This is a genomic window from Aeromonas sp. 604443 (assembly GCF_049170315.1).
GTDB classification, from domain to species: domain Bacteria; phylum Pseudomonadota; class Gammaproteobacteria; order Enterobacterales; family Aeromonadaceae; genus Aeromonas; species Aeromonas veronii_A.
On sequence record NZ_JAAKMI010000017.1, the window covers coordinates 58,196 to 81,095 of the forward strand.

At 60.8% G+C, this 22,900-nt stretch carries 25 protein-coding genes; 14 read left to right on the forward strand and 11 right to left on the reverse strand.

All coding sequences use genetic code 11. The annotated features are described in order from the left end of the window. Positions 1–203 precede the first annotated feature (203 nt). On the reverse strand, positions 204–2,651 hold the full coding sequence (locus G5380_RS18620) for a zinc/cadmium/mercury/lead-transporting ATPase (protein ID WP_421353000.1): 2,448 nt from the start codon (positions 2,649–2,651) through the stop codon (positions 204–206). 184 nt (positions 2,652–2,835) lie between these two features. On the opposite strand from G5380_RS18620, the gene tpx reads away from it, so the two are divergent. Continuing rightward, entirely contained in the window at positions 2,836–3,336 is a 501-nt protein-coding gene (gene tpx, locus G5380_RS18625) for a thiol peroxidase (protein ID WP_021230929.1), read from the forward strand. Between the two features lie 58 nt (positions 3,337–3,394). Here tpx and G5380_RS18630 read toward each other — a convergent pair whose 3' ends face one another. Then, positions 3,395–4,222 carry a transporter substrate-binding domain-containing protein gene (locus G5380_RS18630; RefSeq protein WP_100646827.1) on the reverse strand — a complete coding sequence of 276 codons (828 nt, stop codon included), beginning with the start codon at positions 4,220–4,222 and terminating at the stop codon, positions 3,395–3,397. A gap of 145 nt (positions 4,223–4,367) precedes the next feature. On the opposite strand from G5380_RS18630, the gene G5380_RS18635 reads away from it, so the two are divergent. Then, a complete protein-coding gene (locus G5380_RS18635; protein ID WP_216952834.1) occupies positions 4,368–5,597 on the forward strand; it encodes a DEAD/DEAH box helicase in 1,230 nt (409 codons plus the stop codon). A gap of 3 nt (positions 5,598–5,600) precedes the next feature. Here the strand turns inward: G5380_RS18635 and G5380_RS18640 are convergent, their stop codons facing one another. Continuing rightward, positions 5,601–6,431: a CPBP family intramembrane glutamic endopeptidase gene (locus G5380_RS18640; protein WP_227341890.1), complete on the reverse strand. Its 831-nt coding sequence runs from the start codon at positions 6,429–6,431 to the stop codon at positions 5,601–5,603. 162 nt (positions 6,432–6,593) lie between these two features. Between G5380_RS18640 and G5380_RS18645 the strand changes: the two genes are divergently transcribed. Next, positions 6,594–7,298, forward strand: coding sequence for a substrate-binding periplasmic protein (locus tag G5380_RS18645; RefSeq protein ID WP_254204244.1), 705 nt, complete (start codon positions 6,594–6,596; stop codon positions 7,296–7,298). Positions 7,299–7,369: 71 nt separating this feature from the next. Here the strand turns inward: G5380_RS18645 and G5380_RS18650 are convergent, their stop codons facing one another. Beyond that, a complete protein-coding gene (locus G5380_RS18650; protein WP_005340323.1) occupies positions 7,370–7,666 on the reverse strand; it encodes a hypothetical protein in 297 nt (98 codons plus the stop codon). Between the two features lie 53 nt (positions 7,667–7,719). Then, positions 7,720–8,094 carry a YacL family protein gene (locus G5380_RS18655; RefSeq protein ID WP_026034971.1) on the reverse strand — a complete coding sequence of 125 codons (375 nt, stop codon included), beginning with the start codon at positions 8,092–8,094 and terminating at the stop codon, positions 7,720–7,722. Between the two features lie 209 nt (positions 8,095–8,303). On the opposite strand from G5380_RS18655, the gene G5380_RS18660 reads away from it, so the two are divergent. From G5380_RS18660 to G5380_RS18690, 7 genes are all read left to right on the forward strand, one after another. Beyond that, positions 8,304–9,419 carry a sugar diacid recognition domain-containing protein gene (locus G5380_RS18660; RefSeq protein WP_421353001.1) on the forward strand — a complete coding sequence of 372 codons (1,116 nt, stop codon included), beginning with the start codon at positions 8,304–8,306 and terminating at the stop codon, positions 9,417–9,419. A 118-nt stretch (positions 9,420–9,537) separates the two neighbouring features. Then, complete coding sequence (locus G5380_RS18665) at positions 9,538–10,800, forward strand: GntP family permease (protein WP_421353002.1); 1,263 nt, start codon at positions 9,538–9,540, stop codon at positions 10,798–10,800. Between the two features lie 9 nt (positions 10,801–10,809). Then, positions 10,810–11,943, forward strand: coding sequence for a glycerate kinase (locus tag G5380_RS18670; RefSeq protein ID WP_127006976.1), 1,134 nt, complete (start codon positions 10,810–10,812; stop codon positions 11,941–11,943). 232 nt (positions 11,944–12,175) lie between these two features. Next, positions 12,176–12,739 carry an NnrU family protein gene (locus tag G5380_RS18675; protein WP_203119299.1) on the forward strand — a complete coding sequence of 188 codons (564 nt, stop codon included), beginning with the start codon at positions 12,176–12,178 and terminating at the stop codon, positions 12,737–12,739. 58 nt (positions 12,740–12,797) lie between these two features. Then, positions 12,798–13,334: a glutathione peroxidase gene (locus tag G5380_RS18680; protein WP_005341435.1), complete on the forward strand. Its 537-nt coding sequence runs from the start codon at positions 12,798–12,800 to the stop codon at positions 13,332–13,334. 82 nt (positions 13,335–13,416) lie between these two features. After that, positions 13,417–14,352, forward strand: coding sequence for a LysR family transcriptional regulator (locus G5380_RS18685; protein ID WP_005348872.1), 936 nt, complete (start codon positions 13,417–13,419; stop codon positions 14,350–14,352). Between the two features lie 182 nt (positions 14,353–14,534). Further along, entirely contained in the window at positions 14,535–15,731 is a 1,197-nt protein-coding gene (locus G5380_RS18690; protein WP_279460389.1) for a NupC/NupG family nucleoside CNT transporter, read from the forward strand. Between the two features lie 101 nt (positions 15,732–15,832). Here the strand turns inward: G5380_RS18690 and G5380_RS18695 are convergent, their stop codons facing one another. The 5 genes from G5380_RS18695 to G5380_RS18715 form a co-directional block, all read right to left on the reverse strand. Further along, positions 15,833–16,252 (reverse strand): DUF4426 domain-containing protein, encoded by a 420-nt coding sequence (locus G5380_RS18695; protein ID WP_005340339.1) that lies wholly within the window; start codon positions 16,250–16,252, stop codon positions 15,833–15,835. Between the two features lie 43 nt (positions 16,253–16,295). Then, on the reverse strand, positions 16,296–16,598 hold the full coding sequence (gene yggU, locus G5380_RS18700; RefSeq protein ID WP_005340341.1) for a DUF167 family protein YggU: 303 nt from the start codon (positions 16,596–16,598) through the stop codon (positions 16,296–16,298). After that, positions 16,598–17,149 (reverse strand): YggT family protein, encoded by a 552-nt coding sequence (locus tag G5380_RS18705; RefSeq protein ID WP_005357946.1) that lies wholly within the window; start codon positions 17,147–17,149, stop codon positions 16,598–16,600. The genes yggU and G5380_RS18705 overlap by 1 nt, the downstream gene beginning before the upstream one ends. Positions 17,150–17,160: 11 nt before the next feature. Next, complete coding sequence (gene proC / locus G5380_RS18710; protein WP_421353003.1) at positions 17,161–17,985, reverse strand: pyrroline-5-carboxylate reductase; 825 nt, start codon at positions 17,983–17,985, stop codon at positions 17,161–17,163. A 142-nt stretch (positions 17,986–18,127) separates the two neighbouring features. Next, a complete protein-coding gene (locus G5380_RS18715) occupies positions 18,128–18,829 on the reverse strand; it encodes a YggS family pyridoxal phosphate-dependent enzyme (RefSeq protein WP_193860697.1) in 702 nt (233 codons plus the stop codon). Between the two features lie 39 nt (positions 18,830–18,868). Here G5380_RS18715 and tapT point away from each other — a divergent pair, with 39 nt between their 5' ends. The 4 genes from tapT (at position 18,869) to G5380_RS18735 (ending at position 22,482) form a co-directional block, all read left to right on the forward strand. Continuing rightward, entirely contained in the window at positions 18,869–19,903 is a 1,035-nt protein-coding gene (gene tapT / locus G5380_RS18720) for a type IVa pilus ATPase TapT (RefSeq protein WP_005340354.1), read from the forward strand. A 28-nt stretch (positions 19,904–19,931) separates the two neighbouring features. Further along, the gene (tapU, locus tag G5380_RS18725) at positions 19,932–21,041 is read left to right on the forward strand and encodes a type IVa pilus ATPase TapU (protein WP_266134784.1); all 1,110 of its coding nucleotides are present in this window, start codon (positions 19,932–19,934) and stop codon (positions 21,039–21,041) included. Positions 21,042–21,088: 47 nt separating this feature from the next. Continuing rightward, positions 21,089–21,862, forward strand: a complete 774-nt coding sequence (gene yaaA, locus G5380_RS18730) for a peroxide stress protein YaaA (RefSeq protein ID WP_266134742.1) — start codon at positions 21,089–21,091, stop codon at positions 21,860–21,862. A 194-nt stretch (positions 21,863–22,056) separates the two neighbouring features. After that, the gene (locus G5380_RS18735; protein WP_005340360.1) at positions 22,057–22,482 is read left to right on the forward strand and encodes a hypothetical protein; all 426 of its coding nucleotides are present in this window, start codon (positions 22,057–22,059) and stop codon (positions 22,480–22,482) included. Positions 22,483–22,639: 157 nt separating this feature from the next. Here the strand turns inward: G5380_RS18735 and G5380_RS18740 are convergent. Further along, positions 22,640–22,900, reverse strand: a 261-nt coding sequence (locus G5380_RS18740; protein ID WP_421353004.1) for an integrase core domain-containing protein, incomplete at its 5' end; no start/stop codon positions are given.

A 22,900-nucleotide genomic window follows, 5' to 3' on the forward strand; every position in this document is an offset into this window, starting at 1 on the left:
ATTGAGTCCGGGGGATGGCTCGGCGCCCCCGGGTTGAATTCCACCTTGCCAAGGGTGGGATAACTCCGAGAGAGTAAGCAAAGCGCGACTGCCGACCGGCAGGCGCGCTTTTTCTTTTACGGGGTGCCGTGAGAGAAATGAGAGGAAAAAGAAAAGCCGTCCCGGTTGGGGGACGGCTTTTGGCTGGGATGCTATCGGCTGGCTTAACGCTTGCGCAGCAGCCGCAAGGCGTTGGCGGTCACCAGCGCTGTGGCGCCGGTATCGGCCAGCACCGCAATCCACAGACCGGTGATGCCGAGCAGGCTGGTGACCAGGAAGATGGCCTTCAGCCCCAGCGCCAGCGCGATATTCTGGTGAATATTGGCCAGTGCCGCCCGCGACAGCCGGATCATCGCGGCAATACCGCCGAGCTGGTTGTGGGTCAGCGCCGCATCTGCCGTCTCCAGCGCCACATCGGTGCCGCCCCCCATGGCTATGCCGATACTGGCCCGCTTCATGGCGGGGGCATCGTTGATGCCATCGCCGATCATCGCGACTTTCTGCGAGCTGGCGAGCTTGGCAATTTCATTGACCTTGCCCTCCGGCAGCAGACCGGCGCGCCAGCCCATGCCCAGCTCGGTGGCGATCGCCTCGGCGGCACGGGGGTTATCCCCGGTTAACATGATGCTGTTGAGCCCGAGTCGGTTGAGCTCTTGCAGCGCGGCTGCCGCCTCCGGCCGGATCTGATCCCGCAGCGCCAGCAGGGCGACCGGCAGCGCTTGGTCGCCGCTGCTCTGGCAGAGCACCACGACGGTCTTGCCCTGCCGCTCCAGCGAAGCAATCCGGGTTTGCTGTTCCACATTCAGGGTCGCCACTCGGCTCGGTGCCAGCAGTTGCCACAGTTGACCGTTGATGCGTCCCTCAACCCCCATGCCCGGCAGTGCGCGCAGGTCGCGAGCCTCCGCCAGCGTCAGCCCCTGTTCGGTCGCGTTGGCGACCACTGCGCGGGCCAGCGGGTGGTGGGAGCCCTGCTCGATGGCAGCCGCCAGTGCCAGCAACTCGGTCTCCGGTTGGCCATTGAGGCTCACCAGCTCGGTCAGTTGCGGCTTGCCCAGGGTCAGGGTGCCAGTCTTGTCAAAGGCGACGGTGTCGATATGGGCCAGTCGCTCCAGTGCGGCCCCCCCCTTGATCAGCGCCCCCTGACGGGTTGCGGCGGCCAGCGCCGAGGTGACCGCTGCCGGGGTGGAGATGACCAGCGCGCAGGGGCAGCCAATGAGCAGCAGCGCCAGCCCGCGATAGATCCACTCGTCCCAGCTCTGGCCGAAGGCAAGGGGCGGCATCAGCACCACCAGCAGGGCGACCAGCATCATGGCCGGGGTGTACCAGCGGCTGAAGCGGTCGATAAAGCGCTCGATGGGCGCGCGCTGGCTTTCGGCCTCCTCGATGAGGTGCAGAATGCGGTCGATGGCGTTGTTGCCGGGCTCGGAGACGACTTCAAGGCGCAGTACCCGATCGGCCGCCAGACTGCCGGCCGGCACCTTGTCACCCTGACGGCGTTCCACCGGAATAGACTCACCGGTCAGGGCGCTCTCGTCAAACGCACCGAGTTCATCGAGCAGGCGGGCGTCGGCAGGTAGACGGGCACCCGGGGCGATTTCGATGATATCGCCGGGACGCAGCTCATCGGCGGCGACCTCTTCCCGCACCTCGCCCTCGGCAGTGGTACGGATGCGCAGCGCCTTGTCGGGCACCAGCGCCATCAGGGCGGTCACTCCGGCCCGGGCGCGACCGGCGGCGTAGGCCTCCAGATGCTCGCCCAACATGAACAGCAGCAGCACCATGGCCGCTTCGGCGGTTTCGCCGAGAAACAGGGCGCCCAGGGCGGCGACCGTCATCAGGGTCTCGATGGCGAAGGGGGAGCCGCTTTTGGTCAGCGCCCACGCCTTGCGGGAGATGGGCCACAGCCCCCAGAGGGTCGCCAGGGTAAAGAGCGGCTGACCGAACTCTTTCGGCAGCAGGGCGGCGACCAGCATCAGACTGGCCAGTGACAGGGGCTGCCAATATTTGCCCAAAAAGTTACCGAATAGATTGCCTTGCAGGGGCTGTTGTGAAGCTTGCTTACGGCCAGCTGCCTGCTTGTCAGCACTTTCCCCCTTGAGCTGGAAACCGGCGGCCAGCACAGCGGCGGTGACGGGATCGGGGGAGAGGCCTGGGGCCAGATCCACCACCAGCTTCTCGGTGGCAAACAACACGCGTGCCTGCTGCACGCCGCTCACCCGGCTGACGGCGGTCTCGATCTTGCGGGCGCAGCTGGGGCAATCCATCCCCAACACCTGCCAGCTGTGGCGACTGTTGCCTTGCACAGGCGCAATCAGCGGGTCGGCAGGTGGCATATCGTGCTCGTGATCATGTTCATGATCGTGAGCCGGCGATAAGGGTGCACTGCAGCACGCTTTATCGTGGCAACTTCCTCGGGGAGGCTCTTCATCCCCGGGTGATTCATTGCCGTCACGGGATGCGTGCTCATGAGGCGTCGGGGTTGAACAGCAACTGACGGGCGTGGTGTTGTCGCAGCAGTTGCTATCGTGGTGATGCTCACTCTGGCCGGGGGCCGCCTTGCTGACGGCTTTGATGGGGGCGGCGTGCTGATGATTGCAGCAGGATTTGCTCATGATGAGTCCCTCTTGATGGATCCCGCCCCTGCGAGATCCCTGATTACCGAGGAGGAGTCTAAACCTTGGTGTTAAGTCCAAGGTCAACCCCTTTATATCCCTTGTCTTCGCGGGTGTTTGTCTGGTCCCGCCGCCCCTATACTGATCACTCGGATTTTTACTACACCAATAAAGGACATAACACATGAGCAACTCAGTCACTCTACAAGGCAACCCGGTTTCCGTCGCTGGTCACTTCCCGGTCGCCGGTGAGCAAGCCAAGCCCTTCTCCCTGGTGGCCAAGGATCTTTCCGACGTGACCCTGGCAAGCTTTGCCGGTCAGCGCAAAATCCTGAATATTTTCCCGAGCGTCGATACTCCCACCTGCGCGACCTCTGTGCGCAAGTTCAACGAGCAGGCCAGCGCGCTGGATAACACTGTCGTGCTGTGCATCTCCGCCGATCTGCCGTTCGCCCAGTCCCGCTTCTGCGGCGCCGAAGGTCTGGACAAGGTAGTGACCCTCTCCACCCTGCGCGGTGCGGCCTTTATGGAAGATTACGGCGTTGCCTTCTCTTCCGGCCCGCTGGTAGGTCTGACCGCTCGCGCCATCGTGGTACTGGATGGTGACAACAAGGTGCTGCACAGTGAGCTGGTCGCAGAAGTGGCCGACGAGCCGAACTACGCCGCTGCGCTGGCCGTGCTGTAAGGCTGCAAGCCATAAAAAATCCCGCTTCGGCGGGATTTTTTATGCGGGAATTGTCTGTTCAGGGTGTTGCGGGCGGGGTGGTCGCCGGTTCAGCCTTGGCGGGTGGGGAGGGTTGCCACTCCACATAGGGGCGGTGGATCTTCTCGTAGATCTCGGCCAGTTTGCCGGTGGCGGCGAGTTGCTCAATGGAACGACTTAAAAATTCGTCTATTTCATCCCCGCTCCCCCCTTTCTGGATGATGAAGACATCCTCGAAATCACCAAAGAATTCACGGCGAATATTGGTCAGCTTCAGATTTTTCAGCATCAGGTCCGCCTCTTCTTGTGCCCAGACAAAGGCGTCTATGCGACCCCGAGACAGTTTGCGCAGTGACTGCTCGATACTCATCGAGCGCTGTACCGAGAAGGGCATATAGTCGGGAACGGCTTCAATCAGCAGATCCCGTTTGGTGGGCACTATGCCATAGGCCATATCTGTGGTGACCGGATGGGCAGTATTGCTGTAAATCACATGGGCCACCTTGCCAAAGCTGCGGGTACTGAAACGGTAGGGGAGCATATCGACCTCCCTGAGATTGCGGATGGCGGGCAGACCGAGATCTGCCTTGCCAGCGATCACTCCGGCCATGGCCCGGGCGATGGGATAGATGGTGATCCTGATGGTCACATCGGGATGAAGATCGTCGATGGCGCGCACTAAATCAACGAAAGGTCCTGTCTTGTCGGCATTGATCAGTCCCGGCAGCTCACCGAGATGCGCGTTAAGAGTACGCACCGGTTTGGCCTGTTCGGCCGCACTGTCGCTCGCCGTGCTGCCGGACAGGCCGAGCGAGATGCTGCCAAGCAGCGCACTGGTCAGCAGCAGGATGGGGATGTGTCTGGTCATGACAGTTTTCTCTGTGATGGGTCAGCTCAAGTGTAGTCAGCCCGTTGCAATCCCCCCCTTGGCCTGGCCATCATTGATAGGGTTTTACTTCTCGGCCCCCGCTCACTAGACTTCGCCTCCCACTTCTCTTTGTTAACGTAGCGCCATGACCTTTCGCGAACTTGCCCTCCATCCCGCTCTGCTGGCCTCTTTGCCCGCCACCTTGCAGACGCCGACCCGCATCCAGCAGCTGGCGATTCCGGCGGCGTTGGCGGGGCAGGATCTGCTGGCACTGGCCCAGACCGGCAGCGGCAAGACGCTGGCGTTTGGTTTGCCGCTGCTGCAACGGCTGGATCCTGCCTCCAGCCAGGTGCAGGGTCTGGTGCTGGTGCCAACCCGCGAGCTGGCGATTCAGGTATCTGCCGCGCTTAAAGAGGGGGCCGAGGCGCTGGGATTGTGCATCGTGACGTTGTGTGGGGGCGTTGCGCAGGAGCGGCAACAGGCCGAACTGGCGCAGGGGCCACAGCTGCTGGTGGCTACACCCGGGCGGTTGCGGGATCTGCTGACCCAACAGTTGCTGGGGCTGGATGGTCTGCAGCTGCTGGTGCTGGATGAGGCGGATCGCCTGCTGGAGATGGGCTTTGCTCCCGACATCAAGGCGCTGCTCGGCTTTATTCCGGCGGATCGCCAGACCCTGTTCTTCTCCGCCACCTTGCCTGCCGAGCTGGAGGCGCTGGCCAACGGCCTGCTGCGTGAGCCAACCCGTATCGAGGCCACACCCCTCAACAGCGTGGTGAACGAGATCGAAGAGCGACTCTATCTGGTCAACAAGAGCAGCAAGGTGCCGGCGCTCATCAGCCTGCTCAAGGAGCAGGCGTGGCCGCAGGTGCTGGTCTTTATCAGTGCGCGGGATGATGCCGACGGGGTCGCCAGAAAGCTGGCCAAGGCGGGCATTGCGGTGGCTGCTCTCCATGGCGAGAAGGAGCAGGCGGTGCGCGAGCAGGCGCTCAATGATTTCAAGGAGGGTCGGGTGCGGGTGCTGGTGGCCACCGACCTGATGGCGCGCGGCATCCATGTGGAGGCGCTGCCGCTGGTGATCAATCTGGACTTGCCCGCCAGTGCCCCTGTCTACGTTCACCGCATCGGGCGTACCGCCAGGGCTGGCCGCGAGGGGTTGGCCATCTCGCTGGTTTGTCATGGCGAGAGTGACATGCTGCAAGCCATCCGCACCCTGACCGGCCGCGAGCTGCCGCTGGGAGATCTGGCGGGATTCCCGGTCACCGACCAGCCTGCCAGCGGGGAGGGCAAACGCCCCCCTCGTGACAAGCAGGCCAATCGCCGTACTCAGGCCAAACGCAGCGTCAAGCAGTTCAAGGGCAAGACGCCGCGCAGTTGACCGTCAGGCTCTGGCCAGCGGGTAGGTGAAGAGCACCAGATGGGCGAAGTTGAAGGCGAAGTGGATCAGGATGGCCACGGAGAGTCGCCCGCTGAGCTGGAATACCAAGCCGTAGCAGCAGCCTGCCAGGGTCGCAAACAGCGCCAGCAGTGGGCCACCGGGCAGGTGGATGGCTCCGAACAGTAGCGCGGCCACGATGATGCCAATCCAGGGGCGGTAACGCTCGGTCAGCCCCTGCTGAATAGCGCCTCGAAACAGCGCCTCTTCCGCCACGCAGGTGAACAGCAGGTTGTTGAGTGCAAACAGCCACCACCAGTGGGGCAGACCCACTTCCGGTTTCAGTGCCCCCAACTGCCAGGCGATGACCAGCAGGGCACCCAGCGGCAGCAGTAACAGAGCCAGCGGACGCCAGCGGATAGCGCCTCCCTTACCAAGCAGCGTCGGACAGGCCAGCAGCAGCCCAAAGAAGAGCAGTGGCTTGTCGAGGTTCAGATACATGTTGAATGGCACACTGGCGGGGCCTGCCAGTACCTGATCCAGCACCTTGAGATTGCTGAAACCGGGGATCAGGTGCAGGGTCAGTGCCACCGCCCATGCCAGCAGGGCTGACCATGCGAGGGGGCGGCTATGGCCGGAGAAGGTGGGCAGACGCCAGGCCAGCAGCAGGGCTGCCAGCGTCACCAGCAGTGCGGTCGTGGTGATGCGATCCAGCCAGAGCGCCAGCAGCAGAGCCACAGCAAGCAGCAGGAAACCTGGCAGGCGTTGGCGTGCCATACAGAGCAGGGTGGCCAGTGCCAGTGCTGCCCAGATCAGTATGTCAGGTAGGGGTAACATCGGAACTCCTCTGTAATAAAAGCGCTGCACCTTAGCAGGGGCGTTGGCGCAAAGGCAACCAGACCGGGTTATTTGGGTCAGCCTCCTATACTGAACTGGAGAGTAAAGAGAGGGATGGCGATGAAGCACTATGGCTGGTTGTTCTGTTGTTGGTGTGGATGGTTGTCATGCGCCCCCCTGTCGCTGGTAACCGGAGATTTTTCGCCCTATTCCGGGGCCGGGCTGCCTGATGGTGGGCAGAGCACCCGGCTGGTGACGACCCTGCTGCGCGAGGCTGGCTATGACGAGCTGAAGGTGGATTACCTGCCATGGAACCGGGGCTACGAGCTGGTTCGCAACGGCCTGGCATCCGCCACCTTCCCTTATGCCTGGACGCGTGAGCGAGCCAAGCTGTTCTATTACAGCGCCCCCATTCATATCGATCACCTCTCCTGGTTCACCTATCGTGGCAGTGATGCGGTACTCGATGGCAAGTGGCAGGGGTTGAGAGTCTGTATTCCCGCCAGCTGGAGCACCAGTCACGCAGATGAGGTGATTGCCCGTTTTTCATTGCGGCTCACTCGCCCCAAGAGTTTGGTGCAATGTCTGCAACTGCTTGAGCGGAAACGGGTTGATCTGATGCCGATGAATGATGCGGTGACGGCGGACGCCAGCATGCAGGTGTTCGGCGACCCGAACTATCTGCAACCGCTCCCCTATTTTCGCCAGCGGGATACCTTCTATTTGCTGGTGTCGCGCAAGATGCAAAATGGACGCGAACTGATAGAACGCTTCAACGAAGCCTTGGCTGCGGCACGTGCCAGTGGCCATTACGACCAACTGGTTCCCTGGGGACAGCCACGTCTGCTGCGCTGTGAGCAACCCTGAGTCAGAGCAGATTGGCACCAATTAAAAAGCCGGAGCAGTGGCTCCGGCTTTCTATTTGCCTTCAGGGACGCTTAGCGGCCTGATTCGGCAATCACGCGGGCGATGATATCGGCGCGCTTGCTGGCTTCCAGTTCGCCCAGGGCGATCAGGCCTGCCTTGAAGATGACGTTCTTCGGCAGGCTGACGTCGTCCAGCGTGGCGATCGCTTCAACGTGCATGCCGTTCAGACGGCTGGCATCGCGCGGGCTCAGGTTGACCTGAGTGTTCATCACCTGCTTGCCTTTCTTCTTGGCAGGTGCAGCCGCTTTCTTGGTGGATTCCTGTTCTTCGTCTTCCGGCAGTTCGTCATCAAAATCGTAAATAGACATAGTCAATCCTGTTGAGTTAGGCAAAAGGGCACGTTTGCCCGACATTGGGTCAATCAGCCCATATCCTCGTTACGGATAAAGGCGCGCCAGGAGGTGAGCACCTGGGCAAAATCTTCCAGCCCGCACATGGCCAGCTGTTCATCATCGTAGTAGGCGAGATCGTCAAGATCCTCACCCAGCTCGATATTGAGGGCGTTGGCTTTCACCTCCGCCTCTTCATGGGTCAGCAGCAGGGAGTAGTCACCGCCGTTGAGCCGGTATTCGACTCGGGTGCGGTTGGAGAGCTGATCAATGATGGAGAAGAGCTCGTCGAGCTTCTCCTCATCCTTGCCAACCTCGTCGATCAGCCACTGACCGATGGCTTCATGGCCCATGGAGAACCGGGCGCGATAGCCACCAAACGGGTCGCGGCGAAATTCATAATCCATAGCACAGTCCAGATCGGAGGGATGGGCCATCACGGGCAGGCGGGTGCAAGCACGCAATTCCTGCTCCATGGCGGGGCACACATCGGGTAAAGTGGCCTATTCTAGCGATCCCCCTCTCGCTTGTCTTGATGATGTGGCATCTTTGCGCCCATGTGCTCTCAATCGCCCCGTGGTGGCGCCGCCAGATCAGCCCCTTGTCCGGAGATGTTATGCAGCTAAACGATAATCTTGCCCGCCAGATCGTCGCGCGGGCGATGAAGATCCTCTCCTTTTCGGTCAACGTGATGGACGAACATGGCCTCATCATTGCGTCCGGCAATCCGGAACGGATCCATCAGCGCCACGAAGGGGCCGTGCTGGCATTGACCGAAAACCGGGTGGTGGAGATCAGCGAAGCGACTGCCTTGCAGCTCAAAGGGGTGCGACCCGGCATCAATTTGCCCATCTCCTATCAGGGGGAGCTGATCGGGGTGATCGGCATCTCCGGCGATCCGGAGGAAGTGCGTGCTTACGCCGAGCTGGTGCGAATGACCGCCGAGCTCATTCTGGAGCAGGCGGCGCTCACCGAGCAGTTGCAGTGGGACAAGCGCCACAAGGAGGAGCTGGTGCTGCAGCTCATCCGTGGTGAAGGGCGGGACGATCAGCTGCAGCAGGCGGCCCGTTTTCTCGGGCTGGAGTTGGCCCAGCCTCGGGTGGTGGCCGTGCTGGCGCTGGAGGAGGCGGATCCGGCTCGTCTGCGGGAGCTGGTCCATCAGCTGGAGAATCCGGAGCGGGACAATCTGGTCGCCATCAACGGGCTCGACGAGATAGTGGTGCTCAAACCGGCACAATTGAGTGATGGCGTCTGGCAATCGGCGCAGGAGCGCAGCCGGATCAAGCAGTTGCTAGCGCGCATTCCCCACTTCAAGGTGCATATCGCGGTGGGCGATTACTTCGCCGGGATCGACGGGCTGGCGCGCTCTTACCAGACGGCGCGAGATACCCTGCGCCGTGGCCTGCGGCAGGCGCCGCGCAAGCAGGTCTACTTCTTTGAGGACTACCGTTTGCCGGTGCTGCTGGGCAGTCTGGCGGACTCCTGGCAGGCGGATCAGCTGCGCACACCGCTGCAAAAACTGGCCCGGGAAGATAGCAAGGGGGCGCTGCAGAAGACCCTGCGCCACTATTTCTTGCAGGATTGTGATCTGCATCGCTGTGCCGAAGCTCTGTTCATTCACCCCAATACCCTGCGTTATCGGCTGGGGCGGATAGAGCAGATAACCGGTTTGAATTTCAACAAGTTAGACGACAAATTTTTGCTCTATCTCGGTCTTAATCTCGACTTGTGATTGTGAATTTGGACAAAAAACCACTTTTAAATGACGCAATTTTTGGTTTTTAAGCCAAAGAATTCTGATTGCAGATCTCCATAATGGCGGCCATTCACTCCCATTGAAGGTGTCCGTCATGATCCCGGTTACAGCCCTTGGCGCCATCGCGGCGCTCTCCATCGCCATCATCCTCATTTTGAAGAAGGTGCCGCCCGCTTACGGCATGATCGTGGGTGCACTGGCCGGTGGCCTGATTGGCGGTGCCGATCTGACCCAGACCGTCGCCCTGATGATCGGCGGCGCCCAGGGGATCACCACAGCTGTGATGCGGATCCTGGCGGCCGGTGTACTGGCGGGCGTGCTGATCGAATCGGGTGCTGCCACCACTATCGCCGAGACCATCGTCAAGAAGCTGGGTGAAACCCGCGCCCTGCTGGCGCTGGCGCTGGCAACCCTGATCCTGACTGCGGTCGGCGTATTCGTGGATGTGGCCGTCATCACGGTCGCCCCCATTGCGCTGGCTATCGCCCGCCGTGCCGACCTCTCCAAGGCGGCCATCCTGCTGGCGATGATCGGTGGCGGCAAGGCGGGTAACGTCATGTCCCCCAACCCTAACGCTATTGCCGCGGCTGATGCCTTCCATCTGCCCCTCACCTCTGTGATGGCGGCGGGCATCATTCCGGGTCTGTTCGGTCTGGTGATGGCCTACTGGCTGGCCAAGCGGCTGAACAACAAGGGCAGCAAGGTTGCCGCCGACGAGGTGGTGAGCTTTGCTGGTGCCAAGTTGCCGGGCTTTGCCGCCGCCATCAGCGCGCCTCTGGTCGCCATCCTGCTGCTGGCCCTGCGGCCGGCCGCTGGTATCGTGGTGGATCCGCTGATTGCGCTGCCCCTCGGTGGTCTGGTCGGCGCCCTGATGATGGGTAAATTCCGCAAGGTGAACCAGTTTGCGGTCTCCGGCCTCGCTCGCATGGCGCCGGTCGCCATCATGCTGCTGGGTACCGGTACCCTGGCGGGCATCATTGCCAACTCCGGCCTGAAAGATGTGCTGATCAGCGGTCTGACCGCCTCCGGCCTGCCTTCTTACCTGCTGGCGCCGATCTCCGGTGCCCTGATGTCGCTGGCAACCGCCTCGACTACCGCAGGTACCGTGGTGGCCTCCAACGTATTCAGCTCCACCCTGATTGAACTGGGGATCAGCAGTCTGGCCGGGGCGGCGATGATCCATGCCGGTGCCACCGTGTTTGACCACATGCCCCACGGCTCCTTCTTCCATGCCACCGGTGGCAGCGTCCACATGGGGGTGGGTGAGCGCCTGAAACTTATCCCTTACGAAACTGCAGTCGGTCTGACCATTGCCACTGTCTCCACCCTGATGTTTGGCGTGTTTGGCCTCGCCTAAGGAATTGATATGAAAATTGTTATTGCCCCCGATTCATTCAAGGAGAGTCTGAGCGCCATGGCGGTGGCTGATGCCATCGAGGCCGGTTTCAAGCAGGTGCTGCCGAACGCCACCTACGTCAAATTGCCGATGGCCGATGGCGGTGAGGGCACGGTGCAATCGCTGGTCGATGCCACCGGTGGCCGCATCCTGCCGGTCGAAGTGACCGCGCCTCTTGGCAACAAGGTGCAGGGCTTCGTCGGCCTGCTGGGCGATGGCGAGCGCGCCGTCATCGAGATGGCCGCCGCCTCCGGCATCCATCTGGTTGCGCCCGAGCAGCGCAATCCGCTGCTCACCTCCAGCTTCGGTACCGGTGAGCTGATCCTGGCGGCGCTGGAGATGGGGGTGAAGCACCTCATCCTCGGTATCGGCGGCAGCGCCACCAATGACGGCGGTGCCGGCATGATCCAGGCGCTCGGCGGCAAGTTGCTCAAAGCCGATGGCTCTGCCATCGAGCTGGGTGGCGCCGGTCTCGCCGAGCTTGCGACCATCGACCTGAGCGGTCTGGATCCGCGTCTGGGCGAGCTGGTTATCGAGGTGGCGTGCGATGTGAACAACCCGCTCTGCGGCCCGAAAGGCGCCTCCGCCGTGTTTGGCCCGCAAAAGGGGGCGACCCCGGAGATGGTGGCGCAACTCGATGCCAACCTTTCCCGTTATGCCGACTGCATTGAGCAGGCCCTTGGCAAACAGGTGAAGGATATTCCGGGGGCGGGTGCCGCCGGTGGCATGGGGGCCGCGCTGGTCGGTCTGCTTGGTGCCGAGCTCAAGCCCGGCATCCAGATCGTCATCGAAGCGCTGAAACTGGCCGAGGAAGTGGCCGATGCGGATCTGGTTATCACCGGCGAAGGGCGCATCGACAGCCAGACCATCCACGGCAAGACGCCAATCGGTGTCGCACGTTGCGCCAAGCAGTTCGGCAAGCCGGTGATCGGCATCTCCGGTTGCCTGACCGACGATTGCGGTGTGGTACACGATCACGGGCTGGATGCAGTTTTCGCCGTGGTCAACCGCGCCATGTCCCTGCCGGAGGCGCTGGAGAGCGCCAGCACCAACATTCAACTCACTGCGCGCAACGTAGCGGCGCTCTATCAACTCAAGGGTTGATCCGGTTCGGCCGATGGGTACCATCGGCCACTCAATATCCCCGTTTGGGGCATCTCCCATCTCGCGAGATGTCTGACTGCCCTGGCACTTATTTGCCGATCCATCGTGATCGGCTCTTTTCTTTCCGTTCCTTTGTCTTGCCACACTTTTGACTCCATGGGTCAGCGCGGTTTTGATAGGCGCAAATCTCCCTTTACGGCATAGTGGTCGTACCAAGTACAAGGAGAGACTCATGTTCCTGCTGACCCTGGGGGTTGCGCTGTTTACCCTGATCCATCTCTACCCCTGTTTTGCGGTGGCCCATCGGGCGCGACTGCGCGAGCGGCTGGGTGAGAATCGCTACAAGGGGCTCTTCTCCCTGCTGGTGTTTGTCGCCATCGCCTGCATCATCGCCGGTTGGCGCTCGGCCAGCTCGCTGCCGCTCTATTTCCTGCCGGAGTGGGGGCCGATGACCATGACGGTGATGATGCCCTTTGCGCTGATCCTCTTCTTCTCCGGCCAGGGGCCCAACCATCTGCGCCGTTGGCTGGTGCATCCCCAACTGCTCGGTACGCTGCTCTGGGCGGTGGCTCATCTGCTGGTCAACAGCGAGGCGCGCTCTCTGGTGTTGTTTGGCGGCATCGGGCTGTGGGCGCTGGTGAGCATTGTCTGGATTTCGGTGCGGGACTGGCAGCGATATCCCCGTCCGGCGGCCAACTGGACGGGCACCAGCATCAGTGTCGGGGCGGGCCTGGCGGCCACTGCGCTGCTGGTGTTCTGGGGCCACGGCTGGCTGACCGGCATTCCCCTGCATTGAGAGTGAACTGCGGCTCTGGTAACCGCGTATGATGGACAAAACAAAAGGAGTCTTGGCGATGAAATGGTTCACTCTGTTGCTGTTATTGGGGGCTGGCGCGGCCTCTGCGGCGTGCCCCGATTATTTCAATGTGGAGATGCGGGAGCTCAACAATGCCCAGCGCCACAACCTCTGTCAGCTGACCGAGGGCAAGGTGGTGCTGGTGGTCAATACCGCCTCCTACTGCGGCTACAGCGGCCAGTTCCGCGATCTGGAGAAGCTCTACCAGAGCTACAAGGATAAGGGATTGATTATTCTCGGTTTCCCCTCCAACGATTTCTGGCAGGAGGCGGGCAACGAGACCAAGACCGCCGAGGTATGCCGCCGCGACTATGGCGTCACCTTCCCCATGTTCAATCGGGTAGCGGTGCGAGGCTCCGATGCTGTGCCACTGTTCAAGGGGCTGGCGGCGGCCGCTGATGGGGATGAGCCGAACTGGAACTTCCACAAGTATCTGGTGGGGCGCGATGGCAAGCTGATCGCCAGCTACGGCGCCAACCAGAATCCGGCTGACGACCCCCTCAAACTGCAGATCACCCGGGCGCTGGGGCTCTGACCCTACCCCTTGGCGGGCGGCTCTGGAATAATGGGCTCCCGCCACTCAATCCGGTTATCTTGTGCTGCAACGTCTTCCTCAAATGGTGATCTTCGATGCGCTGGTGCGCGAGCAGGGGATCTCTGCCGCCGCCCGTCGTCTCGGGGTCTCCAAATCCCATATCAGCAAGCAGCTGGCGCTGCTGGAGACCACCCTTGGCGCCCAGCTGGTCCAGCGCACCACCCGCCGCTTCGTCCTGACCGAGCTGGGTCAGGAGTATGCCCGTCATTGTCATGCGCTGGTGGCGGTGGCGCAGGAGGCGGACTCCATGATCGCCGAGCGGCGTGGCAAGGTGAGCGGCGTGCTCCATCTCGGGGTGGGCCAATCCTTCGGCCGTCTGCACGTCATTCCTCATCTCAAGGCGTTTCAGGATCGCTATCCCGAGCTGGAGCTGGAGGTCTCGCTGTTTGACCACAGAACCAATCTGGTGGATGAGGGGCTGGATCTCTGGCTCACCACCTATGAGGACAAGCCGGAAGGGCTGGTGGGACAGCGGCTGGCCGACATCGGCTTCGTGGTTGCGGCTTCGCCGGATTACCTGCTGAGCCACGGCACGCCGCTTCATCCCAAGGATCTGGCCCAGCACAACTGCATCACTTACCAGAGTCGGGAGCGGCGCTATCACCAGTGGTCGTTTCGCCAGGGCAAGGAGCGTCAGACGGTGCAGGTGGCGGGCAACTATCGGGTGGATATGGCGGAGGCGGTCCGGGATGCGGCACTGGCCGGGCTCGGTATCGCCTATATCGCCAACTACTTGCTGGACAAGGAGTTACAGAGCGGCAAGCTGATCCCGGTGCTGCCGGAGTGGCGACCGAACCAGCAGATGGCGGTACACGCCGTTTATGCCCGGCGCGAACATCTGGATCCCAAGATCCGTCTCTTCATCGATTTCCTCAAGGCCCGCTTTGGCCCCGAACCCTATTGGGAGCAGCGACTGGCCCCCTGGCTCGGGGGTAAATTGTCCGGCGGTGAGGAATGATTGTTTCCATATAAGAACTCTCGATTTCTCCTGATACTAAAATCGAACCAAATCAGCCAGTTAGCGCAACCGATATCGTGCAAACGTTTTTTCTAACAGGCTTGTAACCAAGCGGACTTGCAGTGACGGGGTGAGAGGCGCAGAATCCGCGCCCATCTTTTGCCCCACCTGATGGAGTCCCTATGATTGCCCTGCTCGGCATCCTGAGTATCCTGGCGCTTGCCGTCATCTGCTCTGATAATCGTCGTCGTATCCCGTTGCGAACAGTTGGCCTTGCCCTCTGCTTGCAAATCATGTTTGCCGGTCTGGTGCTCTGGCTGCCTGCCGGTCAGCACGTGCTGAACGGGGTCAGCGAGAGCGTAAGCAGCGTGATCGGTTATGGTCAGGAGGGGATCGCCTTCCTGTTCGGCGATCTGGCCAAGTTCAAGCTGGGCTTCATCTTTGCCTTCAACGTGTTGCCGGTTATCATCTTCTTCTCCGCAGTGATCGCCATCCTCTACCACATCGGCATCATGCCGCGGGTGATCGCCCTGCTGGGTGGTGGCTTGCAGAAATTGCTGGGCACCGGCCGTGCCGAGAGCCTCTCCGCGACCGCCAACATCTTCGTCGGCATGGTGGAAGCGCCGCTGGTGGTCAAACCCTACCTTTCCAAGATGTCCGATTCCCAGTTCTTCGCTGTGATGAGCTGTGGTCTCGCCTCTGTCGCCGGTGGCACCCTGGTGGGCTATGCCAGCCTCGGGGTTGAGCTGAAATACCTGATCGCTGCGGCCTTCATGTCGGCCCCTGCCGGTCTGGCGATGGCCAAAATCCTGGTGCCGCCGGGAGCTGAAGAGGTCGATCACCATCAGGATGTGGAGATCCCCCGCGCTACCAACGTGATCGAAGCGGCGGCCGATGGCGCCATGTCCGGCCTCAATATCGCGGTGGCGGTCGGTGCCACCCTGTTGGCTTTCGTTGGGGTGATCGCCATGCTCAATGGCCTGCTCGGCTGGGCTGGTGGTCTGGTGGGGCTGGATCTGAGCTTCCAGATCATTCTGGGCTGGCTGTTTGCCCCCATCTCCTGGCTGATCGGTGTGCCCTGGGATCAGGCGCAAGCTGCTGGCGCCCTGATCGGTACCAAGATCGTGGTCAACGAGTTCGTCGCCTTTATCGGTCTGGTGCAGGATCAGACCCTGAGCGAGTCGAGCAAGGCCATCGTGACCTTCGCCCTGTGTGGCTTTGCCAACATCTCCTCCATGGCGATCCTGATCGGCGGTCTGGGCTCCATGGTGCCGGAGCGCAAATCCTTCATCGCCCGTTACGGCATGCGCGCCATTCTCTCCGGCGTGCTGGCGAACCTGATGAGCGCCTGTCTGGCCGGTCTGTTCCTCGCCCTGTAACAGTCGAGGTACGGAATAGATGTAACAAGGGCGCCCTCATGGCGCCCTTGTCATATGGATAAAATGAAGCCCCGACCTTGATCGGGGCTTTTTGTTGGTGCTCAGTCGACGTAGAAGGTCTGCTGGAAGCTGAGGTTCTGTTGCTGCCCACCGCCCATGATCTTCAGGGTGAACTGATAGGTGTCTTCGTTGCGGTAGGGGAGGGTCGCCAGATAGTAGATGGCATCCCCCTCTTTTACCTCCTGAAAGTTCAGGGTGCGGATGGTACCGGTCAGGTTCTTGGCCTCACCGGTGATCCCCACGGCTTGCGCCACTTTCTGCTTGTCCTGTACCGCGATATTGATGATGGCGTTGTAGCGGCTGCGCTCCAGTCCATACGCCTTGGCGACCTCCGGTGTGAGGAAGCTGGAGTTGAAGGCGTTGTAGTGCACCAGCCAGGGCCCCAGCTCCTTCATCTGTTCTGCCTTGAGCGGCAGGGTCATCAGCAGTGCCAGCAGGCCACTCATCCAGGCTGTTTTCATCTGTCATCCCTCTCATATCTACGGTTGGCGCAGGCCGATTCATTCAGCCTTGCGTGTCATTCAGCAGCGCACTCACTTCTTGCGGCAACTGTTTGGGGCTGTCGATGGCGACGGTTTTGTGTCGCCCCAGCTCGCCCCGCACTATGGTGATCTGTCCCTTGGCCACCTTGAACTGCTTGGCCAGAAACTTGATCAGATGGCTGTTGGCCTGGCCATCGACGGGCGGCGCCGTGATGGCCACTTTCAGCTCTTCGCCATGCAATCCGATGATCTGATCCCGACTCGCCTTGGGCTGGATCACCAGATGCAGTACCAGTTCATCCCCTTGTTGCAGGACGGCTGGCATCAAATCATCCACCACAGCTGGCCGAACAGGTCACCCAGCAGGTAGTTGATGGCTTGCAGGCCGATAAAGGCGACCAGCACCGAGAGATCCAGTCCGCCCAGTGCCGGCAGTACGCGGCGGATAGGGGCGAGGAAGGGCTCGGTCAGCTGATGCATCACGTATTCGATGGGGTTGCGACCCTGGCTGACCCAGCTCAGGATGGCGCGGATCAGCAGTACCCAGAAGATCATCGAGCCCGCTTTTTTCAGCACAGTCAGTGCCGCGAAAAGGCTGATGCTGAGCCAGTCCGCCAGCAGCACGTTCATGCTCTTGAGCAGGGCCAGCTTGGCGAAGGCGACAGCCAGCGCCAGCACCACGGAGGCGAGATCGATGCCGCCAAAGCCAGGGATCACCCGGCGCAGCGGGATCACCAACGGATTGGTCAGCTTGACCACCATCTGGCTCATCGGGTTGTAGAAGTCGGCACGGGCCCACTGCAGCCAGACGCGCAGCAGGATCACCATCAGGTAGAGATCGAAAACGGTGTTAATCAGAAAGTAAGCAGTGTTCATCTGGGCTCCTGTTAGAAGAGGGTTTCCATTTCGGTGGCGCGAGCAACGGCCGCCTGCATGGCTTGCGCAGTCAGCGGCATCAGCCCCTGCTGCTGGAATGTCTTGATGGCTTCGGCTGTGGTGCCGCCCTTGCTGGTCACCTGCTCACGCAGGGTCTGCAGCGCCAGCTCCGGGTTTTGCTCCACCATGGCGGCTGCGCCCAGCGCGGTCTGCTGCACCAGCAGGCGTGCCTGCTCGGGTGAGAAGCCCATCGCCTCTGCCTCTTCGGCGATGGCTTGCATAAAGAGGAAGAAGTAGGCCGGGGCACTGCCCGCCGCGGCGATGACGCCGTTGATGCCGGACTCCTGCTCCACCCAGAGGGTCTTGCCGACTGCCTGCATCATCTGCTCGGCAAACTCGCGATCACTGGCTCCAATATGCTCGGGCGCATAGAGGCCGGTCATGCCCAGACCCAGCAGGGCCGGGGTATTGGGCATAGTGCGGATGATGCGGTCATGGCCACCGGCCATCTCGCCAAGGCGCGCGACCTTGATGCCAGCCGCGATGGAGATGAGCAACTTGCCCTCAAGGGAGCCCAGCTCGGCAACCAGAGCGGCCAGCATGCCAGCCATCAGCTGCGGCTTGACCGCCAGCACGATCACTTCGGCGCCTCGGGCCGCCTCGGCATTACTCTGGGTGATGCGAATGCCGTAGTCGCTCGCCAGCGCCTCCAGCTTGGGCAGACTGGGGTTGGCAGCAGTGATCTGCCCGGCGGGATAACCCGCCTTGACCAGTCCGGCGATGATGCTGCGGCTCATGTTGCCCGCGCCGATAAAGGCCAGCGTTCTATGCTGCATCAGATGCTCCTGTTGCACATGGGGTCGCGGCGGGGTTGGCGCTACCTGCACCACCTGACGCCAGAATTCGGTGTTCCATCAAACGCTCCTGTTGATGAAGTCGCGGCAAGAGGCGGACGTATGGGTTATCCGCTGGCCTTGCCTATGAGTAGTCACGGGCGCCGAAGATGGCGGTGCCGACCCGCACCATGGTGCTGCCGTGGGCTATCGCCAGTTCAAGATCCTCGGTCATGCCCATCGAGAGGGTATCCACAGTGGGGTATTGTCGCGCAAGCTCGGTGAACAGAGTCTGCATACGGGTCATTTGGGCGGCCAGCACGCGCTCGTCACTGGTGTGCTCGGGAATGGCCATCAGTCCCCGCAGCACCAGTCGCTCACTGTGGGAGACCAGCTCGGCAAGGCGGAAAATCTCTTGTTCCGACGTTCCGGATTTGCTGCTCTCTCCGCTAATATTGATTTGCAGACAAACATTTAGCGGTGCCATTGTAGTTGGGCGCTGGTTGTTGAGGCGGTCGATCAGCTTGTCCCGATCCACGCTCTGCACCCAGTCAAACCGTTCGGCGACCAGTTTGGATTTGTTCGATTGCAAAGGGCCGATAAAGTGCCACTCTATGTCGCTATATTCCGGCTGCTGGCGCAAGGTATCGATCTTGGCCGCTGCTTCCTGAGCGTAGGATTCGCCAAAGCAGCGCTGACCTGCGGCATGGGCGGCCATGATGGCCTCGACCGGCTTGGTCTTGCTCACGGCCAGCAGGCGGATCTGCTGCAGGTTGCGGCTAGCCCGTTCGGCGGCCTGGGCAATACGTTCCTTTACCTGAAACAGGTGCTGGGCAATCTGGTTCATATTTCGTTAGTGATCTTGTGATGGGAGAATGACAAGTCTATGGATATCACAGAGTTATTGGCTTTCAGTGTAAAGCATAAAGCCTCGGATCTACACCTCTCGGCCGGGGTTCCCCCGATGATCAGGGTTGATGGTGAGGTTCGCAAGATCAATTTGCCCGCCCTGGAACACCGGGAAGTGCATGCCCTCATTTACGACATCATGAACGACCATCAGCGCAAGGAGCTGGAGGAGAACTTCGAGGTCGATTTCTCGTTCGAGGTGCCCAATCTGGCCCGTTTCCGGGTCAACGCCTTCCAGCAGGCGCGCGGTTCGGGCGCGGTATTTCGTACCATCCCCAGCACTGTGCTGAGCCTCGAAGATCTCGATGCGCCGGAGATCTTCCGCAAGATTGCCGAGTTCCCGCGGGGTCTGGTGTTGGTGACCGGCCCGACCGGTTCCGGTAAGTCGACCACCCTGGCGGCCATGGTCAACTACATCAACGAGAACTTCCATCACCACATCCTCACCATCGAGGACCCCATCGAATTCGTCCACGAGAACAAGCGCTGCCTGGTGAACCAGCGGGAAGTACACCGTGATACCAAGAGCTTCAGCAACGCCCTGCGCTCGGCCCTGCGGGAAGACCCGGACATCATTCTGGTGGGCGAGATGCGCGACCTTGAGACCATTCGTCTGGCCATGACTGCCGCCGAAACCGGCCACTTGGTGTTTGGCACCCTGCACACCTCGTCGGCGGCCAAGACCATCGACCGTATCATCGACGTCTTCCCAGGCGCGGAGAAGGACATGGTACGCTCCATGCTCTCCGAATCCCTGCGGGCGGTCATCTCCCAGACCCTGCTCAAGCGCATTGGTGGCGGTCGGGTGGCAGCGCACGAGATCATGATGGGCATTCCGGCGGTGCGTAACCTCATTCGGGAGGACAAGATTGCCCAGCTTTACTCGGTGATCCAGACCGGGATGACCCACGGCATGCAGACCATGGATCAGAGCCTCAAGCAGCTGGTGAGTCGTGGCGTGGTGGCATCCCTCGATGCCAAGGCCAAGGCCGTTGATCCCAACAGCATTTAAGCGACTTGTACCCAGGGAGGGATAAATGATGAATCTGGATGATCTGCTGAGCGAGCTGGTCGAGCGAAAGGGATCGGATCTGTTTGTGACGGTGGGATCGCCGCCCATTCTCAAGGTAAATGGCCATCTGGTGTCGCTGGGGGGAGACGCGCTCGACAAGAAAGGGGCGCTGACGCTGGTCAGGGATACCCTCAGCAGCGATCACTTCGAGCGCTATGTCCGCACCAAGGAGGCCAACTACGCGATTTACCGCGAGGCGCTGGGTCGCTTTCGGGTCAGCGCCTTCTGGCAGCAGGAGCTGCCCGGTATGGTGATTCGTCGTATCGAGACCCGCATTCCCACCTTTGAAGATCTGCAGCTCCCCAGGATCCTGCAGGAGGTGGCGATGGCCAAGCGCGGGCTGGTGCTGTTTGTCGGTGCCACCGGGGCGGGTAAATCGACCACTCAGGCGGCGATGATCGGCTATCGCAACCAGCATGCCGATGGTCATATCCTGACGGTGGAAGACCCGGTGGAGTTCGTCCATCAGCATGGCCGTAGCCTGGTGACCCAGCGGGAGGTGGGGATCGACACCGAGTCGTTCGATGTAGCACTGAAAAGCTCGCTGCGTCAGGCACCGGACGTGATCCTGATCGGCGAGATCCGAAGTCAGGAGACCATGGAGTTTGCCCTTCAGTTCGCCGAGACTGGCCATCTCTGTCTCGCCACTTTGCATGCCAACAACGCCAACCAGGCGCTGGATCGCATCCTCCATCTGGTGCCGCAGGAGAAACATCGCCAGTTTCTGTTCGATCTCTCCTTCAACCTCAGAGCCATTGTCGCCCAGCAACTGGTGCCGAGTGTCGATGGTTTGCGGCGCAGTGCGGCATTCGAGATCCTGCTCAATACCCCGCTCATCACCGACATCATCCGCAAGGGAGAGATGCACCGTCTCAAGGAGGTGATGACCAAATCTGCCGAACTGGGCATGCAGACCTTCGATCAGGCGCTTTTCAGCCTGTTCTGCGCCGGCCAGATTGGCTACAGTGAGGCCCTCGCCCATGCCGACTCGGCCAACGACCTGCGGCTGCTGATCAAGCTCTCCGGTCGCGAGCAGCTGGGGTCCGGCACACTGGAAAATGTGACGCTGGATGAATGAAACATGGGGCCGATCCGCTGTTCGGCCCCTCGCCAGAAAGGAACGTTATGCTGATTGTGGTTTCCCCGGCCAAGACGCTGGATTACGAGTCACCGCTGGTGACCCCCCGTTTCACCCAACCCGAGCTGCTGGATCACTCCGCCGAACTGATTCGCCGGGCCCGCCAACTGAGCCCTGACCAGATCGCCACTCTGATGAAGATCAGCGACAAGCTGGCCGGTCTCAATGCCGCCCGTTTTGCCGAGTGGCAGCCAGATTTCACCCCCGCCAATGCCCGTCAGGCGCTGCTGGCTTTCAAGGGGGATGTCTACACCGGTTTGGCGGTGGAGGATTTCAGCGAGGCCGATTTTGACTTCGCTCAGGCACACCTGCGGATGCTCTCCGGCCTCTACGGCGTGCTTCGCCCCCTCGACCTGATGATGCCCTATCGACTGGAGATGGGGACCAAACTCGACAATAGTCGCGGCAAGGATCTCTACCAGTTCTGGGGGGAGGTGATCACTCATCACCTCAACGACGCGCTGGCAGCCCAGGGGGATGAGGTGCTGATCAATCTGGCCTCCGACGAGTATTTCAAGTCGGTACGACCCAAGAGCCTGAAAGGGCGGATCGTCACGCCGGTGTTCAAGGATGAGAAGAACGGTCAGTTCAAGATCATCAGCTTCTACGCCAAGAAGGCTCGCGGCATGATGGCCCGCCACATCATCAAGCACCGTCTGACCGAGGTGGAGCAGCTGACCGGCTTCAACGCCGAGGGCTACTACTTCGTGCCGGAAGAGTCGGACGCCAATACCCTGATGTTTAAACGCGCCGAAAATTAATTACAAAAAGAGGGAACCAATCTTTCGACCCGAGGGTCTGAATATGTGAATCCTCTGTTGTAAGCACTTTTTATTCGCCGACGTTTGATACGTCGGCTTTTTTATTGCCGTTTTTATTGTCCATCGATTGCCTTCGCCGGGACTATGTGGTTCAGATAGACTCAAGACAGGGAGCGAGTTGTCGTGAGGTTAATATGGAACAGAAAAATGCCATTCGGCAGGTTGCCGTCCCTTGGGCTCCGTCCCGCCAGCTACCGCCCGGTCTGGTTGTGGCCGAGTTGCATCAGGATCTCTGGAGCGACTCCCTGACCATCATGCTGGGGCGGGCGCGCAGCATCGATCTACCCCCGCAAATCCTCTGCCGGGTCTATTTTCGCCATATTTATGCCCTGCGGGTCATCGAGGATTGCGATCTGGCCGAGGGGAAGGATAGCCACGCCATCGAAGAGCAGATCCAGCTCATCACTCCATCCCGTTTTGCCAGCTGGTTCCATCAGGAGTCGGACGGCCTGCATCTGGATGAAGATCTGCAGCACTATCGCATCTCGACCTGGGATTATTGCGCCGATGTGCTGACCTCCTCGGCGCCGGAGCTGCAGTTCCTGCCCCAGAGCGAGTAGCCAGCTGTTACGTCAGAGGCGAAGGGTGATCCTTCGCCTCTTGGTTTTTGGACGGGGCTGATTTTGTGGCATTCAGGCCATTCAGCCTGGGTGGTGGCCTGTTGTGTTTGTCTAGTCCTGAAATAGGTTTACACATTTTCAACTAGCATTTATCTACTCAGAACCCCCTATGTACCGCATCGGGGGTTCTGTATTTCAACGCATGATGCGGCCGCTCCTCGTTGTAAATATCTACTGCTTCACGCACCATTTCCCGCGCTTGCGTCAAATCCTGCGGGCTTTGCAACAATAACTCTCCTTTCAAAATCCCGTTCACCCGCTCCGCCAACGCATTCTGGTAGCAGTCATACCCATCCGTCATCGAGCATTTCACCCCGTACCGTTCATGTAATGACTGATACAGTCCCGAGCAATACTG

Excerpts from the sequence above, each read along its gene's own strand:
- G5380_RS18675 (WP_203119299.1), top strand. The coding sequence starts at position 12,176 with ATGTTCCTGCTGACCCTGGGGGTTGCGCTGTTTACCCTGATCCATCTC.
- G5380_RS18650 (WP_005340323.1), bottom strand. The coding sequence starts at position 7,666 with ATGTCTATTTACGATTTTGATGACGAACTGCCGGAAGACGAAGAACAG.
- G5380_RS18670 (WP_127006976.1), top strand. The coding sequence starts at position 10,810 with ATGAAAATTGTTATTGCCCCCGATTCATTCAAGGAGAGTCTGAGCGCC.
- yaaA (WP_266134742.1), top strand. The coding sequence starts at position 21,089 with ATGCTGATTGTGGTTTCCCCGGCCAAGACGCTGGATTACGAGTCACCG.
- tpx (WP_021230929.1), top strand. The coding sequence starts at position 2,836 with ATGAGCAACTCAGTCACTCTACAAGGCAACCCGGTTTCCGTCGCTGGT.
- tapU (WP_266134784.1), top strand. The coding sequence starts at position 19,932 with ATGAATCTGGATGATCTGCTGAGCGAGCTGGTCGAGCGAAAGGGATCG.
- yggU (WP_005340341.1), bottom strand. The coding sequence starts at position 16,598 with ATGCCAGCCGTCCTGCAACAAGGGGATGAACTGGTACTGCATCTGGTG.
- G5380_RS18655 (WP_026034971.1), bottom strand. The coding sequence starts at position 8,094 with ATGGATTATGAATTTCGCCGCGACCCGTTTGGTGGCTATCGCGCCCGG.
- G5380_RS18620 (WP_421353000.1), bottom strand. The coding sequence starts at position 2,651 with ATGAGCAAATCCTGCTGCAATCATCAGCACGCCGCCCCCATCAAAGCC.
- G5380_RS18685 (WP_005348872.1), top strand. The coding sequence starts at position 13,417 with ATGGTGATCTTCGATGCGCTGGTGCGCGAGCAGGGGATCTCTGCCGCC.
- G5380_RS18640 (WP_227341890.1), bottom strand. The coding sequence starts at position 6,431 with ATGTTACCCCTACCTGACATACTGATCTGGGCAGCACTGGCACTGGCC.
- G5380_RS18735 (WP_005340360.1), top strand. The coding sequence starts at position 22,057 with ATGGAACAGAAAAATGCCATTCGGCAGGTTGCCGTCCCTTGGGCTCCG.
- G5380_RS18635 (WP_216952834.1), top strand. The coding sequence starts at position 4,368 with ATGACCTTTCGCGAACTTGCCCTCCATCCCGCTCTGCTGGCCTCTTTG.
- proC (WP_421353003.1), bottom strand. The coding sequence starts at position 17,985 with ATGCAGCATAGAACGCTGGCCTTTATCGGCGCGGGCAACATGAGCCGC.
- G5380_RS18665 (WP_421353002.1), top strand. The coding sequence starts at position 9,538 with ATGATCCCGGTTACAGCCCTTGGCGCCATCGCGGCGCTCTCCATCGCC.
- G5380_RS18690 (WP_279460389.1), top strand. The coding sequence starts at position 14,535 with ATGATTGCCCTGCTCGGCATCCTGAGTATCCTGGCGCTTGCCGTCATC.
- G5380_RS18680 (WP_005341435.1), top strand. The coding sequence starts at position 12,798 with ATGAAATGGTTCACTCTGTTGCTGTTATTGGGGGCTGGCGCGGCCTCT.
- G5380_RS18715 (WP_193860697.1), bottom strand. The coding sequence starts at position 18,829 with ATGAACCAGATTGCCCAGCACCTGTTTCAGGTAAAGGAACGTATTGCC.
- G5380_RS18660 (WP_421353001.1), top strand. The coding sequence starts at position 8,304 with ATGCAGCTAAACGATAATCTTGCCCGCCAGATCGTCGCGCGGGCGATG.
- G5380_RS18630 (WP_100646827.1), bottom strand. The coding sequence starts at position 4,222 with ATGACCAGACACATCCCCATCCTGCTGCTGACCAGTGCGCTGCTTGGC.
- G5380_RS18695 (WP_005340339.1), bottom strand. The coding sequence starts at position 16,252 with ATGAAAACAGCCTGGATGAGTGGCCTGCTGGCACTGCTGATGACCCTG.
- G5380_RS18705 (WP_005357946.1), bottom strand. The coding sequence starts at position 17,149 with ATGAACACTGCTTACTTTCTGATTAACACCGTTTTCGATCTCTACCTG.
- tapT (WP_005340354.1), top strand. The coding sequence starts at position 18,869 with ATGGATATCACAGAGTTATTGGCTTTCAGTGTAAAGCATAAAGCCTCG.